Annotated in this window: 17 protein-coding genes; 1 reads left to right on the top strand and 16 read right to left on the bottom strand. The window is 62.5% G+C overall.

What is annotated here, in order from left to right:
* Positions 1 to 4: 4 nt before the first annotated feature.
* From LOY50_RS09035 to LOY50_RS08960, 16 genes are all read right to left on the bottom strand, one after another.
* Complete coding sequence (locus LOY50_RS09035; RefSeq protein ID WP_258690667.1) at positions 5 to 1,102, bottom strand: cell invasion protein; 1,098 nt, start codon at positions 1,100 to 1,102, stop codon at positions 5 to 7.
* A gap of 24 nt (positions 1,103 to 1,126) precedes the next feature.
* A complete protein-coding gene (sctE, locus tag LOY50_RS09030) occupies positions 1,127 to 2,896 on the bottom strand; it encodes a type III secretion system translocon subunit SctE (protein ID WP_258690666.1) in 1,770 nt (589 codons plus the stop codon).
* Between the two features lie 2 nt (positions 2,897 to 2,898).
* Positions 2,899 to 3,381 carry a type III secretion system translocator chaperone SicA gene (gene sicA, locus LOY50_RS09025; RefSeq protein ID WP_258690665.1) on the bottom strand — a complete coding sequence of 161 codons (483 nt, stop codon included), beginning with the start codon at positions 3,379 to 3,381 and terminating at the stop codon, positions 2,899 to 2,901.
* Positions 3,382 to 3,719: 338 nt separating this feature from the next.
* Complete coding sequence (locus LOY50_RS09020) at positions 3,720 to 4,754, bottom strand: EscU/YscU/HrcU family type III secretion system export apparatus switch protein (protein WP_024618102.1); 1,035 nt, start codon at positions 4,752 to 4,754, stop codon at positions 3,720 to 3,722.
* A complete protein-coding gene (gene sctT / locus LOY50_RS09015; protein ID WP_258690664.1) occupies positions 4,729 to 5,532 on the bottom strand; it encodes a type III secretion system export apparatus subunit SctT in 804 nt (267 codons plus the stop codon). The genes LOY50_RS09020 and sctT overlap by 26 nt, the downstream gene beginning before the upstream one ends.
* Positions 5,533 to 5,536: 4 nt before the next feature.
* Complete coding sequence (locus LOY50_RS09010) at positions 5,537 to 5,791, bottom strand: EscS/YscS/HrcS family type III secretion system export apparatus protein (protein WP_014337351.1); 255 nt, start codon at positions 5,789 to 5,791, stop codon at positions 5,537 to 5,539.
* An 8-nt stretch (positions 5,792 to 5,799) separates the two neighbouring features.
* Positions 5,800 to 6,459, bottom strand: coding sequence for an EscR/YscR/HrcR family type III secretion system export apparatus protein (locus tag LOY50_RS09005; protein ID WP_024618104.1), 660 nt, complete (start codon positions 6,457 to 6,459; stop codon positions 5,800 to 5,802).
* A complete protein-coding gene (locus LOY50_RS09000) occupies positions 6,452 to 7,375 on the bottom strand; it encodes a FliM/FliN family flagellar motor switch protein (protein ID WP_258690663.1) in 924 nt (307 codons plus the stop codon). The genes LOY50_RS09005 and LOY50_RS09000 overlap by 8 nt, the downstream gene beginning before the upstream one ends.
* Positions 7,372 to 8,268 carry a type III secretion effector protein gene (locus LOY50_RS08995; RefSeq protein ID WP_258690662.1) on the bottom strand — a complete coding sequence of 299 codons (897 nt, stop codon included), beginning with the start codon at positions 8,266 to 8,268 and terminating at the stop codon, positions 7,372 to 7,374. Before LOY50_RS08995 ends, LOY50_RS09000 begins: the two co-directional genes overlap by 4 nt.
* Positions 8,265 to 8,720, bottom strand: a complete 456-nt coding sequence (locus LOY50_RS08990) for a type III secretion protein (protein WP_258690661.1) — start codon at positions 8,718 to 8,720, stop codon at positions 8,265 to 8,267. Before LOY50_RS08990 ends, LOY50_RS08995 begins: the two co-directional genes overlap by 4 nt.
* Positions 8,704 to 9,990 (bottom strand): type III secretion system ATPase SctN, encoded by a 1,287-nt coding sequence (gene sctN / locus LOY50_RS08985; protein ID WP_258690660.1) that lies wholly within the window; start codon positions 9,988 to 9,990, stop codon positions 8,704 to 8,706. The genes LOY50_RS08990 and sctN overlap by 17 nt, the downstream gene beginning before the upstream one ends.
* Entirely contained in the window at positions 9,987 to 10,394 is a 408-nt protein-coding gene (locus LOY50_RS08980; RefSeq protein ID WP_258690659.1) for an Invasion protein B family, read from the bottom strand. The genes sctN and LOY50_RS08980 overlap by 4 nt, the downstream gene beginning before the upstream one ends.
* 13 nt (positions 10,395 to 10,407) lie before the next feature.
* On the bottom strand, positions 10,408 to 12,459 hold the full coding sequence (locus tag LOY50_RS08975) for an EscV/YscV/HrcV family type III secretion system export apparatus protein (protein WP_258690658.1): 2,052 nt from the start codon (positions 12,457 to 12,459) through the stop codon (positions 10,408 to 10,410).
* A gap of 23 nt (positions 12,460 to 12,482) precedes the next feature.
* The gene (gene sctW / locus LOY50_RS08970) at positions 12,483 to 13,589 is read right to left on the bottom strand and encodes a type III secretion system gatekeeper subunit SctW (protein WP_258690657.1); all 1,107 of its coding nucleotides are present in this window, start codon (positions 13,587 to 13,589) and stop codon (positions 12,483 to 12,485) included.
* Positions 13,586 to 15,181: a type III secretion system outer membrane ring subunit SctC gene (gene sctC, locus LOY50_RS08965; protein ID WP_258690656.1), complete on the bottom strand. Its 1,596-nt coding sequence runs from the start codon at positions 15,179 to 15,181 to the stop codon at positions 13,586 to 13,588. Before sctC ends, sctW begins: the two co-directional genes overlap by 4 nt.
* A gap of 58 nt (positions 15,182 to 15,239) precedes the next feature.
* Positions 15,240 to 15,977: a helix-turn-helix domain-containing protein gene (locus LOY50_RS08960; protein ID WP_258690655.1), complete on the bottom strand. Its 738-nt coding sequence runs from the start codon at positions 15,975 to 15,977 to the stop codon at positions 15,240 to 15,242.
* Between the two features lie 180 nt (positions 15,978 to 16,157).
* Here LOY50_RS08960 and LOY50_RS08955 point away from each other — a divergent pair, with 180 nt between their 5' ends.
* Positions 16,158 to 17,369, top strand: coding sequence for a CmpA/NrtA family ABC transporter substrate-binding protein (locus LOY50_RS08955; RefSeq protein WP_253472795.1), 1,212 nt, complete (start codon positions 16,158 to 16,160; stop codon positions 17,367 to 17,369).
* The last annotated feature ends 12 nt before the right edge of the window (positions 17,370 to 17,381 follow it).

Here is a 17,381-nt window from a genome sequence, read left to right as displayed (position 1 = left end):
CCTCTTATCCCCTCAGGGCACCGATAACTTCGCTACGCGATTGAAAAAGCTGCATCACCATGTCCATCAGTTTCTGCAACAACGCCGCCTCGGCCGCGTCTTTCTGGCCGACCTCATCGCTCAGGCTCTTCTGGCTGTTCTGCGCGCTTTGCATCAACACTTCTTTTTCACGGGCGGCGTGCTCGTTCATGCGCACGATGTTCGCCACCACCTGGCTCATGCTCATCGACATGGCATTGAGCGCGCGGCCGATTTCCAGTTTCTTTTCGATACCCTTGCTGCCCATCTGGCTCAGCCAATCGGAGGTTTGACCGACCTTCTGGGCCTTGAGGATTTCCCCGTCGAACCAGGCCTGCTCCTGGTTCGTCAGTGTCGAGCCCTTGGGTTTGAAGTCGACGGTGGTCGGCCGGGCAAAATCATCGAGGGTCTTGATCTTGTAAGTGGTGTCCGGGCTCCACTCATTGCGATTGCGCTCCAGCTTGAGGTCGCGTTCGAGATTGCCCGCGTCCATGGCGTTGCGGCGATGCAGGTCGATGTCCGCATGCTTCATCGCCTGGCCCTGGAAGGTCTTGACCATGGCGAACCCGGCGATGGCGCCGGACACCACCGCGGCGGTAATGGCGCTGTTCAGCGCCGCCTTGCCGGACTCGATAATGGCCGCGCCTTGGGACTTCGCCGCGTCGGCGGCCATGACGCTGAAGTGGCCGCGCAGTTGCGCATTGGCGACTCGTGCGATGTTCAGGGCGATGATCGCGGCCACCAGTACGTTGGCGTGTTTCTCCCAGGCGCCCGGGTCGAAAACCAGATCGTTGCGCACATCATCGCCGACCATGGACTTGGCTTCAGAGAAGTCCTCCCGATCCGCTTCGGTGGGCTGATAGGCATTGATCCGGCTTTCCAGCTCCGCAGCAGAAGGGGCCGCGAAGGGGCCGTTCTGGAGTATCTGCTTTGCAGCGATCTGGTCGAGGATCGACGCCCCCTCAAGAGACTTGCGCTTTGAAAATTGCTCTTGGGCAATCAACTCGCCCAGCCCGGCGTCATTGATCCGGTCATGGTCAATGACAGGGGATGCGATTGTGGTTGGAACGTGAATAGTGGTCATCGTGGATACCTGTTGTCCGTGATTTCAAACATGCCGAACCATTTGCAGGCTGACGGAATGGCTGCGTTGCATATCGGCAAACACATGCTCTATTTGCCGGGTTCGCTCCTGCATCGCCTGTCCATAGTTCTCGACCACCTGGGTCAGGTAGGCGCTGATTTCCTCACTGATGGCCATGCGTACCCGCACATCGGCCAGATGCACGGCGGCCTGGGCCTGGTGCTGGCCGCTCTTGATTTGCAGCCCACCCTGCACCGCCACGTTGCCGAACTCGGTAACGGCCTGGGCGATCTCCAGGTTGGCGGCGTAACGCGCCAGCAATACCGGATCAGCACCATTGGTGATGAACCCGCGCAACTGGGTGAGCATCTGGGTCAAGGTGTTACCAACCGAAGTCGCCACCTGCTTCATCGCTTGCATCGCGGCAGGCGTGGCCTGGGCGACCACCGAGGCCAGTTTCGAAGCGATGGCACTGACCATCGGCCCGATCACCTGCACCCCGACCACGGCCACCAACGCGACAGCCGCCAAGGTAGAAGCGATGCCCTGGATCATGCCGGCGATCTGCGCGATTTTCTTGGCCGTGTCTTCATCAACGCCCAGGCCGATCAGCAACTTGGTGTAGATCTCGGTGAACAGCTTGATGGCTTCTTGCATGACAATGGTCAGCGGCTTCATGGCTTCAGCCATGAACGACACGCCGGTTTTGTCCTGGATCACCGAGTCGGCAATCATCACGGCCGCGCCGACCACGCCCACGGCGATGAGCACCGGGTTGGCGGTCAGGACCCCGGCGGCGATGGTTGCGACCGTCAGGATCGCCCCGACGATCTTGCCGATGCAGCCCATGGTTTTTTGCAAGGCCTCGGCCTTGCGCACTTCCTCCAGGTATTTTTCCGACTCACGCTCCATGTGTGCCTGAAGCCTGGCCTGCAACTCCTGGAACAGCTCCTGGTTGAGCTCTTCCTTGTTCTGCGCCGACTCGCCAAGCAGTTCGATGATTTTCAAGCGGTTCAACAACGCCAGCGCACTGCTGCTGAGGGCCTTTTCATCGGTTGGCTTGGGGGTCGAGCTGTTCACGCTGGATGAGACCACTTTCGCGAATACCGTGCCCACAGCCTTGGCGCAGACGGTGGCGACCTCGATCAGCTTCAGATGCGCATCGGTCGCCACATTGAAGGCTTGGGTATGGTTCGCCACTTCGCCTTTTAGCTGGTCGCGACGGGCCAGCTCCTGTGCATATTCGGGCGATTCAGGGTCCAGTTGCGCCAGCCGCGCCTCGCTTTCATCCAGCAGTCCCTGGAAGTGCAAGACCCGATCGCGCAGTTGTTCGAGGTGTTCCTGGCTGCTGCCGACATTGCCCTCGGCGGCCTCCATCGCCTGGACGGCAGCGGTGTATTCAGCCGAGAGGTTTTCATGGGCCTGTTGCTTGGCGCCAGCCATGCTCTGCAGCATCGCCAGGCGATTTTTCAGTTTCTTGACGTCGACCTCGCCGATCAGCTCGCTGATCATCGCCATCAATAACGTGAACAGATCGCCGCTGGTTTCCTGTTTATTGCCATCGGCCCGCGGTGCTGGCGGGTGCAATGCGGGCCGGCCGGTACTGGCGGTGGACGGGCCGTCGTGACCTTCGTATTTCACCGACATCAGGTCCGCCAGCGCTTTCTGGCCGGCCTCCTGAAAATCCGCGGTCCTGGCGGCCTTGCTGGCCGCTGCGCCGTATTTTTCAAAGGCCTCGCTGCGGCTCATCGCGCCGTGAAGCGCCGGGTTGAAAGCAGTCCTTATTTCACTCATGTTCAGTCCTCCGAACAGTGCTGTTCCATGTGGGCCAGGGTGTCGAGATACACCTTGGCTTGCTCGCGCAGATCGTCTTCCCTGGCCTGCTCGAGCACGTATTCGAAACACAACCGGGCCTTGCCGACCTTGCCCAGGGCCAAGTGACATTGGCCGGTGTACAACATCGGTCGGTAGTCGTTCTTGCCTTGGGCGAAAGCGATGGCATACAGGTCGATTGCTTTCTGGTGGTTTTGCTTGAGTTGGTGCACCGCAGCCAGTCCCATCCAGTAATGGCTGTTGTAGAAGTCGTAGATGCACAGGAAGTGAAAGAACTTCTCGGCGTCGTCCAATCGCCCCTGTTCATAGAACTGGAAGGCGAAGGCATAGAGACCGTCCATGTGCTCGTCGCTGATGCCTTGCACGTCTTTCAACGCCGCACCACCGAGCATTGCATCGACGACGTCCAGGGCCACCTGCTCGTCTTGTTTGTTATCGCGACTCATCAGCCACACTCCTGAAAAAACGTCAGCGTCGCTGACCGGTGCATTGGGCCAAAACGCCGGCAAGCACGCTGCCAAATTGCGCTCATGCCACTAAAAACCCAGGCCGACGAGACGACTCTTGTGGCAAAGCCGCTTTTGTGGCGAGGGAACTTGCTCCCGCTGGGGCGCGAAGCGGCCCAAAAAAGCCAGGCGGCACGGTACTTCAGATGGAATGAGTGACCTTTTGGAGGGGGCTGCTGCGCAGCCCAGCGGGAGCAAGCTCCCTCGCCACAGGGTTATTCTTCAATCGAACGGAGTCGCACAATCCTCCTCCCTCGCCACAAGGACCGTGCCTGACCTCACGCCTGCTCAACCTGCTCAAGCCAGATCAGCAGCCGCAGCACCTCCTCGATTTCCTGCACCTGGAGGAAGCTGTAACGCTGGTGGGTCTTGAAGATGCGGCGGGCCAAGGCGATGTCGTTGATCACCGGCACCCCCACTTCCTTGGCGTACGCCCGAACCGCCAGGGCGCGCTGGTTGGTTTCCATCAGGGAGATAAACGGCAGCAACGTGATCTCCGGGCGGAAATACACGCCGATGGCAATGTGGGTGGGGTTGGCGATGATCATGCGCGAGCTGCGCACATCGGATTTGACCTGCTCCGACAACAGCTCCATGTGCAAGTCGCGGCGACGGCCCTTGATCTGCGGGTTGCCGTCCTGCTCCTTGTGTTCACGCTTGACCGAATCCTTGTCCATCATCTGGTCTTTCATGAACAACCAGTATTCGCTGAGGGCATCGAGCACGACGATCAGCAGGACGCAGGCCAGGAATGCCAGCACCAACACCAGCAGCAAACGCCCCCAGATCGCGAATAACGCCGGCGCCTGGGCGAACAGTTGGGCAAACAGCAATTGCCGCTGGGTCAGCCAGACAATCCACAGCGCCATGGCGAAACTGCCCAGGTACAACAGCGCCTTGAAGGTGTCCTTGACGGTGCGCAGGCTGAACAGCTTCTTGAAGCCATTGACCGGGTTCAAGGCGCCCAGATTCAGTTTCAACGCTTCGCTGGCCAAGGCAAAACCGCTTTGCAGCAAGGCCGGCAAGGCGCTGGTCAGCACGCACACCAGCAACAGCGGCAGCAACGCCTTGAGGCCGACCAGCACCAGCATCGCCGAGTAGGCTTGCAGGTCGGCGTCAAAATCGCTGGCGATGATGCGCCGGTAGACCTCCATGACCTCGATCAACGAGCTGTTGAAGACCATGTAGGTGATGCCACACAGGGTCAGGCAAGTGATGACCAGGTCCTTGGCCTTGAACGTCTGTCCTTTGCGCGCCGCATCCCTGAGGCGCTTGGCGGTGGGCTTTTCAGTCTTCGAGGCGCTGGATGACATCTCCGCCCTCCCCGCCATCCAGATACTGCGCCAAGCCGTCGGACAGCATGCCCATGCGCAGCACTTCGTCCGGCAGATGCACGCCGAAATACAGCATCAAGACCACCAGCGCCACCAGGCTCTTGACCGTCAGCGACACCGAAAAAGCATTCATCTGCGGCGCATACCGCGAGAGCAACCCAAGCAGCGCCTCGCTGACCAGCAAGGTCGCCACCACCGGCGCACTGATGACCAGGGTCCTGCTCACCAGTGCATCGAGCAATGAATAGAGTGCAGGCAGGTGCAGCTCACAACTGCTCGCTGGCGCGCAAAGGCGATAACTGTGGCCGACGGTTTCGAGCATCAACAACAGGCCGCCACCTTCGAGATAAACCGTCGCGGCAAACAACTGGAGAAAATTCGCCAACTCCGAGGTGTCGACACCGTTGGCCGGGTCCACCGTGCTGCTGAGCATGGCCCCGCGCTGGTTGTCGATCAGGTTGCCCATGGCATGCAGCACCCAGAACGGCCAACCCAGCAGCACGCCAAGCAGCACGCCGATCCCCGCCTCGCGCAGCACCAGACCGAGGAACGCCACGCTGTCGAGGGCTGGCGTAGGCACGCCGACATAGCGCCAGAAGCCCAGCGCCACCAGCACAATCACAGCCTGGCGCGTGACACCGGTCAGCACGCTGCCATTGAGAAACGGCAACATGAAGAAAATCGGCGCCAGACGCGCCACGCCCAACACCGCCGCAGCGAACCAGGCGTACAGCTCGAAGAACAACGTCAACGACATCGGCCTAACTCAACGCCAGGCGAATGACTTCACGACTGAAATCCAGCAAGGTTTCGCCGTACCAGCCCGAAAGCAGGAACAGGCACGCCGCCACCGCCAACAGCTTGAAGCCAAACGGCAGCGTCTGCTCCTGCAGCTGCGTCACGGTCTGGATCAACCCGACCACCAGGCCGACCACCGTGGCAACGATGATCGGCCAGGCCACCATCAGCAGGATCAGGTACAGGGTTTTGTTGCCGGCATAGACCAGATCGTTCATCGGTGCACCTAGGCCAGCAAGGTCAGGTATTGCTTGACCAGCCCGGTCGACAGCAACGCCCAGCCGTCCAGTGCGACAAACAACACCAGTTTGATCGGCACGGAAATGATCACCGGGCTCATCATCATCATGCCCAGTGCCAGCAGGATGCTGGAGATCACCAGGTCGACGATCACAAAGGGCAGGTACAGATAGAAGCCGATCTTGAAGGCACTTTTGATTTCACTCAGCGCATAGGCCGGCAGCAGCGAAAACAGCGAGGCCTCAACCTCTTCATCGGCAGGCAGGCCCGCGTCGGTTTCAGCCTGGAACGCCTGGGCCCGCTCGAAAAACTGCGCCAGCTCCGGGTCGGTGTACTTGCGCAGGTAATCCTTGTAGCTGCCCAGGCCGTTCTCGGCGAAGTCCACCACCGACGCAATGTCGGTAAAGGTCACCGCCTCGGTCTTGTAGTAGTCATGGCCCTGCTTCATGACCGGCGTCATGACGAAAATCGCCAGCATCAGGGCAATCGCATTGAGCGCCATGTTCGATGGCACCTGCTGCAGGCCCAACGCGTTGCGCACGATGACGAAGACGATGGAGAACTTGATGTAGCAGGTGCCCGCCGCCACCAGGAACGGCAGCAGCGAAGCGAACCCCAGCAGCGCGATCAGCGAGACGTCATTCATCGGCGCCCGCTCGATAGACCTTGAACAACTCGACCCCCAACTGGCCGTCCAACTGCACCAGTTCCCCTTGGGCCACCGGCTTGCCGTTGGCGCGCACCTCGATGTGCCGCGCGGCATCTTCGGCCAACGGGATGAGTTGTCCCTCGATGATGCGCGACAGCGTTGCCAGGTCGGTTTGATGGGTGGCGAGCAGGAATTCCAGGCGCACCGGCAGCGCGCCCAGGTCGATGGCCGCGCCAGACTCCGGCGGCTGCTCTGGATCGGCATCGGTCACAGTCGGTTGCATGTGTAGCCCCTCTTGGGTAAAGGTAAAAGTGCCGAGGCAACGGTCGGCCAGGCAGCACCGTTGAGTGCACTGGACGATGCGCAGGACATCGCCCTCACCCAGGCGTCTGCGGCTGGCAAGACTCAGGTGGCTGACGCCGAGAACCAGTTCCAGGTGCAACGGCAATTCATCCAGCCATGAGTCGGCGTCCAAGCGCTCGCTGGCGAGACGTGCCGGCGGCAGTTGCAGCAACCAAACCCGTCCCCGAGGGGTGTCCAGCCATGGCAGGTCGCGGGTTGGCAATCGCGCCGGGGCGACGCCGTCGATGTCGGACAACGCCCGGTAGTGCAGCTCATCCACCTCCAGCAGCAAGGGGTGCGGCGCGGCGCGAAACAATCCGAGGACATTCGTCCACGACGTTTCGCTCGTCAGCAAAGACCGCAACTGTGGAAGCGCGCGATGCAGCCAATCATGGGCCTCGATCAGCCCCTGCCACTCGCCGCCGTCACCCTGGGCGCAAAACCGCAAATAGCCGGAGCGCTCTGGCACCTTGCCCAACCCCGCGTCGCGCCCGGCACGCCGCCAGCGTTGAATCGCCTGGGCCTGGGCATGCGCCAAAAGGTCGACCCGCCGTAACTGCAACGCGCTCATGCCGGACGCTCGCCCTGTTCGTCCTGCTCCTCATCCGGCGCCTGATGCGAGCCCTGGCGCGGCTGCTCACCGCCACTGTCAGCCAAGCGCCAGGCTGGCTCCCGGGCCAGCTCGAAAGGTGCCTTGAGCTGCTCGAGCACCAGGGCATTGCTTGGGCTGAGCATCAGGTTCCGAGTGGGCTCTTCAGGCAGCCGGCTGATCGTGATCTGTCCACTGGCGGCCCCTCGACTGAACGGTATTTGCAGCAAGCCCCGGCCCGTGTCCGGCAAGGCCTCGACCATGGCCTCAAGCGCTGGCGGCGGCGCTGGCGGTAGCGCTGGTGCAGGCAGCGCCGACGGTGCAACCGGTGACCCATGGCGCGCGCCCTGAAAACTCAACGGCGCTTGGGGCAACTGTTCGTCGATACGGGGGGCCGACCGTGCACGGGGAACAATGACAGGGGCCATTGGTTGCGGCTCGATCGACACCCCATCCCTCGGCACTGTGGCTTTATCGATGACAGCAACAACAGGCTGCAGGCGTTGCGGTAACGGGCGTTGCGTGGGCTCGCTGAACATTGGACCTGCTTGTGGCACAGCCATTGTTTCCCGGGCGGGCAATCGTCTGCCATCGGGTTCAACCGCCCGCGTTTCCCGGGCAATCGGCTGCGCTTCATCACGATCGAGCGCCTGCGTTTCCTGCCCCACGCTCATCGCCTGCCAGGCCGGCACACGGGCGGTTTCCATCGGGGGCCGCTGCTGCCGAACCAGCGCAACCACAAGGTCCAGCACGCCTTGCGGCAGCTCATCCTCCGCCACCGGGATGAGCAGGTCTTGCAGCTCATCCAGCGGGTCTTCGTCGACCGGTTCCAAGGCGTGGACCAGACGGGTTGGTGGCACACAGACCTCTTTCATCGCCGAACTCCAATCAACTCTTCCAGCTCTCGTTCTTCGCGACGCACCGCCTCCAACCGTTGCCCACGCAACAGCTGCTGAACAGCGCGCTCATAGTTGTCGTGTTTGCGTTGCAGCCCGCGCAGTTGTTCGCGCTGCATCTGCAGCTGTTGCTCGACCTGTCGGCGCTGCTGATCCACGCGGTCACGCTCGACGCGCAGCAGATCGATGCGCCGACGGATGACCGCCTGGGTTCGCAACAGCGCCAACAACTGCCCGTGATCCAGCACACAGTCATTGGCCCGATGGCTGCTCAACAAACGTTGCAGCGCAGCCTCCTGTTCCTCGAAACCGGACTGTTCCTGCAACAGCGGCTGCAACTGACGCTGGACACGCAACAGCGCCTGCTCGCCGCGTTGCCGACGAAACTGACTGAAGGCCAGCAGGCGCCGTCGATCAAGCAATGAGTTCATGCAGGCTCCGCAAGGTTTCATCCGGTTCAACGCATTGATCCGTCGGCTGGCGCAGCCACTGGCTGAGGGCTTCGCGACGTTGCAGCGCGTGGTCATTGGCCGCGTCCACGCCCGGGCTGTACTCGCCCATATCGAGAAACATCTGCAATTGTTCAATCCGCGCCAGGGTGTCCCGGGTCGCGGCCGCCAGTTGCCGGACCTGTGGCGAGGTGACTTGCGTCGCCACCCGGCTGACGCTGCGCAAGACATCGATGGCCGGGTAGTGCCCCTTGGCGGCCAGGGCCCGACTGAGGTAGACGTGGCCGTCGAGAATGGAGCGAATCTCCTCGGCGATCGGGTCCGGCTCGTCGTCACTTTCCAGCAGCACCGTGTACCAGGCGGTGATGCTGCCCGACGCGGTCACACCCGGACGTTCGAGCAAGCGCGGCAAGGCATCGAACACCGAGGCCGGATAGCCGCGCCGCGCCGGTGCTTCACCGGCCGCCAAGGCCAGGTCGCGGCGAGCGCGGGCGTAGCGCGTCAACGAGTCCAGCAACAACACCACGCGCCGGCCCTGGTCGCGAAAGTACTCGGCGATGGTGGTGGCCTGCAGCGCCGAGTTGCAGCGATCCACCGAGGAAAAATCCGACGTGGCGTACACCACCACGCAACGGGAATGCTTGGGCGACTGGCGCAAATGCTCGATGAACTCGGTCACTTCGCGCCCGCGCTCGCCAATCAGGCCGATCACGAAAACATCCGCATCGGTGTGTTCGATCAGCATGTTGATCAAGGTGGTTTTGCCGGAGCCGGCGGCGGCAAAAATGCCGATGCGCTGGCCGACACCGCAGGTCAGTAAACCGTCGATGACCCGAATGCCGGTGCGCAAGGGCTCCACCACCGGGCGCCGTTGCTGGTACGACGGCGGGTCGGCATCCACCGGACAGTCGCGCTGGGCCACCGCCGTCGACGGCGCCAGGCGCTCGACGATAACGCCCTGGGGATCGACCACACTGCCGAGCAAGGCGTCACTGCAGGTCAGTTGCAAGGTGGCGCCGGTGGGCACGATCATCGACTCCCGGGACAAGCCTTTCGCCTCGCCCAGCAAACTGAGCAGCACCGCACCAGGCTTGAAGCCGATGACCTGCGCCCGGGCCACCACCTGGGGCGAGCGCCAATGCCGGCGCACTTCACAGATTTCGCCGACCACCACCTCCCGCAGCGCCGCTTCGATCAATGGGCCGCTCAAGCGCAAGGGATGGGCCGCGAGCCGTTCCAGCCGCAGGCTCATCGACGCAGGATGTCCAACAGCCGTTCAATGGCTTGCACAAAGGAATCCAGCGCTTGGGCCAAGTGCTCGGCAGCGTTCAAGGCATAGGCGCTGGCCATAAAACGCAACTCCAGCCGCCCTTCGACTTCGCACAAGTGCAATTGCCCGGTACGGGAAAACGGGTTGCCTTCGAGCAGGAACTGCAGCAGGTTGAAAGCACAATAATTCAATGACGATGGCGTCGCTTCGGCGACCGCTGCCCAAACCCACACATCGCCTTCCACCTCAGCCACACTGATGTCCGGCAGATTCTTCATCTGCATTTCTATCGTGCTGTGGCTGTCGAAATGCCCAATCTGGCTGTCCACGCAGCCGCTGTGTCGCAGCGCTTCGCGTAACAGGTCGGCAATATCCATCGGTAACATGTGCAGAATTTCCTTAAAGCGTCTTGATGACATTGACCGAGACGGTCTCAGAGATTTCGCCGAACGACATCACGTCCAGCTCCCGGAAACGTCCCTCGACCAGTTTCTTGATGTAGCGCCGCACATCGACCGAACACAGCAGCACCATGTCCTTGTGGGCGATGTGCACGCTGTCCAGGCCGACACTGAGGCGGTCCATCAGTTCTTCCGATTCGGCCGGTTCCAGGTTGAGGAAACTGCCGCCCGAGGTTTGCCGGATGCCCCGGCGCACCACGTCTTCAAACTCCGCCGACAGCAGCAGCACGCGCAGATCGTTGCCCTGGGCAAACTTGTTGCTGATGTAGCGGGCCATGGCGCCGCGAACGTGCTCGACCAGCGCCAGCACATCCTTTTCCCGGGAGGCCCAATGGGCGAGGGTTTCGAGGATCAGCTTCATGTTGCGCACGGAGATGCGCTCGCCGATCAAGCGTTGCAGCACTTCGGCGATCTTCTGCACCGTGACGTGGCGATAGACTTCCTTGAGCAGGTCGGGGTAGCGCGCTTCCATTTCGTCGAGCAGCTGCTTGGTTTCCTGCACGCCGAAAAACTCCTGGATGTTGCGCGCCAGCAGCGTGACCAGGCAGCGATAGCATTCTTCGTCGGCAGGTCGCAGGTGATAGCCCAACTGCTGCACGCGCTCGCGGTCGGCGGCGGTGACCCAGACACCACCGAGGCGATTGCTGTCGTTGCCACGCACCAGGGCAAAGCCCAACGGCTCCAGCTGCGGCGAATAGTCCAGCAGGCGCCAGTGATCGAAATGAATATCGAACTGCTCGGCGCGCACTTCATTGATCAGCACTGCCACTTGATGGGCCGGCAACGCCTCGCTGGCCCGTAGCCGCGGTTCGGGAATGCGCAGCCCGTAATCGACGAAGAACTGGCTGCGAAAGCGCGCCGCCCAACGCTCCTTCTCCAACGCTTGCAGGCGCGCTGGGGGCACCAGTAGCATCAGGGCGATGGTTTCAGTGGCAACGTTGTCGACGTCGTCGAGCAATCCCGACTCACCCTGCGCCGCGCCTGGCTCGGCAGGTTCGCTACGGCTTTCGCCCGGGCTGGCCTGGCGCAAGGACTTGCGGTGGCGCACAAACACCACCAGCCCGAGCACACTGGCAATCGAGAGGAAGGTCAGCAGCGGAAAACCGGGCAACAGGCCCACGCCCACCGCCAGCAACGCGGTGACACCGAGCACGAACGGGTTGCCCAGCATCTGGGCAAGCATGTTGCGCCCCAGGTTGCTGTCATCACCGTTGACCCGGGTGACGATGAAGCCGGCGCCGATGGCGATCAGCAGCGCGGGGATCTGCGCGACCAGGCCATCGCCAATGGTCAACAGCGTGTAGTTGGACAAGGCCGTGGACATGTCCATGCCCAATTGCCCGACGCCGATGGCCATGCCGCCGATGAAATTGACGAAGATAATGATGATGCCGGCGATGGCATCGCCCTTGATGAATTTCATCGCCCCGTCGAAAGAACCGTACAACTGGCTTTCACGCTCCAGCACGCTGCGTTTTTCCCGCGCCTGGGCCGCATCGATGGCACCGGCCTTGAGGTCGCCGTCGATACTCATCTGCTTGCCGGGCATGCCGTCCAGGGAGAAGCGCGCCGCCACTTCGGCGACCCGTTCCGAGCCTTTGGTGATCACGATGAACTGGACAATGGTGACGATGGAAAAAATCACGAAACCCACCACCAGGCTTTCGCCGATCACGAAGTCGCCGAACGACGCGATGATCTCGCCGGCATCGGCCTGGCTGAGAATCAGCCGGCTGGTGCTGATCGACAGCGCCAGCCGGAACAAGGTCGTCAACAGCAGCAGCGCCGGGAACGTCGAATAGCTGAGGATCCGTTCGATGTAGAACGAGCCCATGAACACCAGCAACGAGATGACGATGTTCAGGCCGATAAGAAAATCCACCAGCACCGTCGGCAAGGGGATGATCAGCATGGCGATGATCATCACCATCAAGGTGAGGATCAGCAGCTCCGGGCGCGCGCCGACATTGCGCAAGAACACGTTGAGCATTCAGGCCTGGCTCCGGGACAAGATCATGGGCGGTCACCGGGCAGTCGCTGTTCGATGAGTTCGTGGGCATAGGCGACGTCGGCCAGGCGGGTGAACTGGATGGCCAGGCGTTGCGGCGCCTCTTCATCGGCAAACAGCGGCGTCGGCAATTGCAGGCTGAGCCGACGCACGGCCTGCAACACCGCCGAGCGCTCCCGGTGGGCACTGAGCAACACCCCCTCCCCCAACGCCCCGAGCAACAGCTGGTCGAGGTCATCGGGGTAGGTCAACACGCCGAACATGAACACCAGCCAGTCGGCCTCGTGGGGGTTATGCCGGCAGAGCAGTGCATCGCCGAGCACGGCGCCGATAAACAGCGCATCAGCCGAGCGCAGGCGCTTGAGGTCGGTGACCCGGGTCAACAGTTGGCCGAACTCGATGCGTGAGCAACTGGGGTCCTGGGCGCTGATGTCGGTCAGCAGCGCGGCTTCGATGAAGGCCAGCACATTCGTGCGCTGTGCCGGGCCGTACAGGGCAATCCAGTCCTGGTAGCAACTGAGCGGGCCTTCGTCGGACTCGAGAAAATCCCGGTAGGTCTCGCGCAGCAAACCGGCCCGCACCGCCATGCTCCTGCCGAACATTCTGGCCTTGAGCGCCGCATTGATCCCGGCGTTCATGCGCTTGGGCGAACCTTGGGCAACCACCGTCTGCAACAGCGTTTCGAGCCGCTGGCGGGTGCGGGTTTCCAGGTTCCGGCGGCGCAACAACGCCCGCAGCACCAGCGCCAGGTCGCTGTCGTCGGGGAACAGGCTGCGCGCCATTTGCAGCAACCAGGCCACGGGCTTGTCCGCCAGCCGCGCCAAGCTCAGCACCTGTCGTGCCTTGGGTACGGTGTCGTCCTCGAGCACGCGTTCGAAGGTGTCGGTCAGCGTCTCGGATTTGAGTTCGAACAAGCGCCGGCCACGGAACTGCGTCAGCGCCGCCGACAGCTCGTCGCTGATCTGCACGATGCGCTGCGCCACCGCCGCCGTTGCGCTGTCGTCCAGCCCCGCCTCGGCGTCGACTTGCGGTTGTGGATGTTCGGCGGCCTTCTCGGCGTTCAGCCGCGCCTGGGCAACCCGGCCACCGCTGGAAACCGTTGGCAGGATCATCGCTCTGACATCCGGAAGTACATTCGACGCACACGTTCGTGCTGCTCGGGAGTCAGCAACGGCATGCCCGTCTCCACGGGTTCAAGGGCGTCGCGGATTTCCTTGGGCTGGATCAGGAATACCCGCACCGTGTTGGCCGAGCGGTCCTGGCGATAGCTGAACAAGCGGCCGATCCACGGAATCGATCCCAACACTGGCACGCGTCCGATCTGCTCGCCATGGTCATCACGGGTGAAACCGCCCACCAGCAGGCTCTTGCCCTGGGGCACCCGTGCCACGGTACTGATGCGCGTGCGTCCGACCGTCGGCAACGCACTCTGTTGCTCACCCCGGCCGGGGTTCTCGACTTCGTTGCCGTCCTCGATATTGAGCGACATCTCGATCTCGTCCGCCTGGGCGAAACGCGGCAGTACGCTGACCAGCGTGCCGTAGGTGATGTGCTGCAGGTCAACGCTGCGCTCCCCCACCAGCGGGGCGTAGAACGTGCGGTTGTTGTCGAAGATCGCCGGCACGTTTTCCTGCGTCAGGATCACCGGTCGCGAGACCACGTTCGCCCGGTGGGTGCGCTCCAGCGCCATGACCTGGGTCACGAACGAGGCGCCGTCGAGGGTGGTGGCCGAACCGGCGTTGAGCGAGGCACTGAATTGCCCGCCGGACTTCACCGCGCCTTGCCAGTTGATACCCAACTGATTGAGTTCATCCTTGTGCAGATCGATGATCCACAGCGACAGCTCGACATGGCGTTTCGGCGTGTCCAGGGCATTGACCAGGTTCTCGATAAAGCGCACCTGCTCGGGCAGCCCCTTGACCAACAGGCTGTTGGTGTCCGGGTAGGCGACCACACGAATGTTGCCGGCGGCCACCTCGCGCGCAATGATTCGCGGTGCCGTCGGGTCCTGGTCCGAAGAGCTGTTCGCCAGGCCTTCGAGGGGAAACACCGGCATCGCGCCTCGTGGCTGCCGGGTCGAAGGTTGGGCCACCGTTGGCTCGACCTGCTGCTTCTCGCCGCGCAACAGCGCTTCGATCACGGTGGCCAGCCCGGGGATTGTCACCTTGTCGTCACGCAGCTCATATTTACGGTCGCTGACGAAGGTGTTGCGCACATGGATGACGCCAATCTGCTGCTTGCCCAGCAACAGCTCCGAGCGCTGGTTGTCCATCAACCCGGCCGCTTGCACCACCAGGTCGACATACATCGGCGGACCCGACACATGGAAGGTCCGCAAACCGTCGTGGCGCAGCGGATAACGCGCATCGTGCAAGCCCGAACGCCCCAGGAACGCCTGGAGCTTGGCGACGGTCAGGGTCTGCAGCGACATCATCGCGCTCTTGATTTCCGAGGCGTCATACAAATAGATCGCCTGGCCATCGCTGTACCAGATCAACCCCATCTGCACGCTGACTCGCTCGAACGTCCGTTGCGGCGTGCGCAGGTCGAACGTACCGCCAATGCGCTTGGCCGCCGCGGCCTTGCTGACAATCACCGGCTTGCCCAATGACCCGGACAGCTCGCTGAAAAAGGTCCGCGCGCTCTGCTCGCGAGCCTCGAAGGTATAGACATCGGCCCTTGCGGCACCGGATGCGAGCAGCATCACAGCGCTAAGACAGACGAATAAAAGGGATGGGGATAACGGTTGGCGGCTCATCGGCTCACTTGCCTGGAAGGTAGGTGATATCCGCCAGGCTGCTGGGTGCGAAACCCACCAGTTCGCGGATCTCCTTGGAAAAATGTGACGAAGAAGCAAAGCCGAACTCCAGCGCGACATCGGTCAACGAGCCGTCCTGAAGACTCATGTTCAACAGCGCCTGGGCCGTGCGCCAGCCACGCAAGGCCGGCTTGGCGGCAGAGCCCAGGGCTTGGCGACAGAGCCTGCGAAAATGCGAAACCGATACGCCGTAGCGTTGCGCCAGCGTGTTCAGTTTTTCGCTGTGGGTGCCTTGCTCCAGAAGGAAACGCACGAGCCCGTAGCTCTCGTGATGACGCAACAGACGAGCAACGGCGTGATAGGCCGCGGCACCGTCCATCGCCTGGCCGATGTACCAGCGTTCGAGCCGTTGCGGCGAACGGACGGTTTCGCCCGCCACCGGCAACAAGGCCCATGGCTCCGCGTGCAGCCGTTGCCCGGCATCCACCAGGACATCGCTCATGTCCAGGAACGCCTGCAGCTTGACCACCGTCGCTTCGCAAACCGGCGTGACATGCAACTCGCCGCCACTCAAGCGCAGCGAATCGCTCTGCACCACCAAACCCTCCCAACCGACGGGCAGGCAGTGACTGCGGCCCAACCGCGCAGCGTATATCTGCACCGGGGCCTGGGCCACGCGCAGGTGCAGCACGCGCTCACCCAGATCGGGCAATGCCGTGGCGCGAATTGTTGTGTCCTGCATGCCGTCTCCTTTGCTACGTGGCGTTGGAAGGACCGACAGAATGAAAGACACGACGCCTGGAATCTTGATGGGAAGGTGATGAGAGCTCGGCTGGCATATGCCTTGCACCATTACTGCTCATCGGCGCCGGTGCCAAAGGCCAAATGAGTGCCAGACTGATTAAGTGGAAGGTGATGCGCGATGAATGAAGTTCCAGCCAACCCCCTGGCCTGGGTCAACGGCAGCGATGCCCCGGAAAAGAGCGCGGTCAACCTCGGGTTCATGGCCTTGAGCGACTGCGCCCCGGTCGTCGTGGCCGCCACCCAGGGCTTCGCCCAGCCCTACGGCCTGACCCTGAACCTCAAGCGCCAGGCGTCCTGGGCCAACCTGCGCGACAAGCTGGTCAGCGGTGAAATCGATGCCGCCCACAGCCTGTATGGCCTGATCTATGCGGTGCATCTGGGCATCGGCGGGGTCGCGGCGAGCGACATGGCCGTGCTGATGGGGCTGAACCAGAACGGCCAGAGCATCAACCTGTCCCATGGCTTGCAGGCCCAAGGCGTGACCAGTCCTGAAGCACTGGAACGGCACGTGCACCAAACTCGCCCGAAACTGACCTTCGCCCAGACTTTCCCCACCGGCACCCACGCCATGTGGCTCTATTACTGGCTCGCCGCCCAGGGCATCCACCCGTTGTCGGATGTCGACAGCGTGGTCGTGCCTCCGCCGCAAATGATCGCGCACCTGCAAGCCGGGCGTATCGACGGGTTTTGCGTCGGCGAGCCCTGGTGCGCCAGCGCGGTGAAACAAAACCTCGGTTTCACCCTGGCGACCACCCAGACCATCTGGCCCGATCACCCGGAAAAAGTCCTCGGTTGCACCCGCGCGTTCGTCGAGCAATACCCCAATACCGCCCGGGCCCTGGTGATGGCGATCCTCGAAGCCAGCCGCTTCATCGAACAAAGCAGCGAAAACCGTCGCAGCACCGCGCAACTGTTGACTGCGCCCGAATACCTCGACGCCCCGCTGGACTGCATCGAGCCGCGCCTGCTGGGGATTTATGCCGACGGCTTGGGCAACAGCTGGCAGGATCCCCACGCCATGCGCTTTCATGGCAACGGCGAGGTGAACCTGCCGTACCTGTCGGACGGCATGTGGTTCATGACCCAGTTCCGCCGCTGGGGCCTGCTGCGCGAAGACCCGGATTACCTGGCCGTGGCCCAGGGCGTCCAGCAACTCAAGCTGTACCGCGAAGCCTGCGCGGCGCTCGACATCGCGTCCCCGCGCCAGGACATGCGCAGCAGCCAACTGATCGACGGCACCACCTGGGACGGCTCGGACCCGGCCGGGTACGCCCGCAGCTTCAAACTGCACGCCTTGAGCGATGCGGCTCCCCTTCTCGCCAGCCGCTGACAGGAGCCACGA

This window comes from Pseudomonas sp. B21-010, assembly GCF_024749325.1.
GTDB lineage: Bacteria > Pseudomonadota > Gammaproteobacteria > Pseudomonadales > Pseudomonadaceae > Aquipseudomonas > Aquipseudomonas kilonensis.
Note: the sequence above shows the minus strand (reverse complement) of the source record. Positions and strands in the feature narration are given on the sequence as shown.

Coding starts and splice junctions, on each gene's coding strand:
- LOY50_RS09005 (WP_024618104.1), bottom strand. CDS start 6,459: ATGAATGACGTCTCGCTGATCGCGCTGCTGGGGTTCGCTTCGCTGCTG.
- LOY50_RS08995 (WP_258690662.1), bottom strand. CDS start 8,268: ATGAAAGAGGTCTGTGTGCCACCAACCCGTCTGGTCCACGCCTTGGAA.
- LOY50_RS08980 (WP_258690659.1), bottom strand. CDS start 10,394: ATGTTACCGATGGATATTGCCGACCTGTTACGCGAAGCGCTGCGACAC.
- LOY50_RS09000 (WP_258690663.1), bottom strand. CDS start 7,375: ATGAGCGCGTTGCAGTTACGGCGGGTCGACCTTTTGGCGCATGCCCAG.
- LOY50_RS08955 (WP_253472795.1), top strand. CDS start 16,158: ATGAATGAAGTTCCAGCCAACCCCCTGGCCTGGGTCAACGGCAGCGAT.
- LOY50_RS09020 (WP_024618102.1), bottom strand. CDS start 4,754: ATGTCATCCAGCGCCTCGAAGACTGAAAAGCCCACCGCCAAGCGCCTC.
- LOY50_RS08960 (WP_258690655.1), bottom strand. CDS start 15,977: ATGCAGGACACAACAATTCGCGCCACGGCATTGCCCGATCTGGGTGAG.
- LOY50_RS08990 (WP_258690661.1), bottom strand. CDS start 8,720: ATGAACTCATTGCTTGATCGACGGCGCCTGCTGGCCTTCAGTCAGTTT.
- LOY50_RS09010 (WP_014337351.1), bottom strand. CDS start 5,791: ATGAACGATCTGGTCTATGCCGGCAACAAAACCCTGTACCTGATCCTG.
- sctW (WP_258690657.1), bottom strand. CDS start 13,589: ATGATCCTGCCAACGGTTTCCAGCGGTGGCCGGGTTGCCCAGGCGCGG.
- LOY50_RS09035 (WP_258690667.1), bottom strand. CDS start 1,102: ATGACCACTATTCACGTTCCAACCACAATCGCATCCCCTGTCATTGAC.
- sctT (WP_258690664.1), bottom strand. CDS start 5,532: ATGTCGTTGACGTTGTTCTTCGAGCTGTACGCCTGGTTCGCTGCGGCG.
- sctE (WP_258690666.1), bottom strand. CDS start 2,896: ATGAGTGAAATAAGGACTGCTTTCAACCCGGCGCTTCACGGCGCGATG.
- sctN (WP_258690660.1), bottom strand. CDS start 9,990: ATGAGCCTGCGGCTGGAACGGCTCGCGGCCCATCCCTTGCGCTTGAGC.
- sctC (WP_258690656.1), bottom strand. CDS start 15,181: ATGCTGCTCGCATCCGGTGCCGCAAGGGCCGATGTCTATACCTTCGAG.
- LOY50_RS08975 (WP_258690658.1), bottom strand. CDS start 12,459: ATGCTCAACGTGTTCTTGCGCAATGTCGGCGCGCGCCCGGAGCTGCTG.
- sicA (WP_258690665.1), bottom strand. CDS start 3,381: ATGAGTCGCGATAACAAACAAGACGAGCAGGTGGCCCTGGACGTCGTC.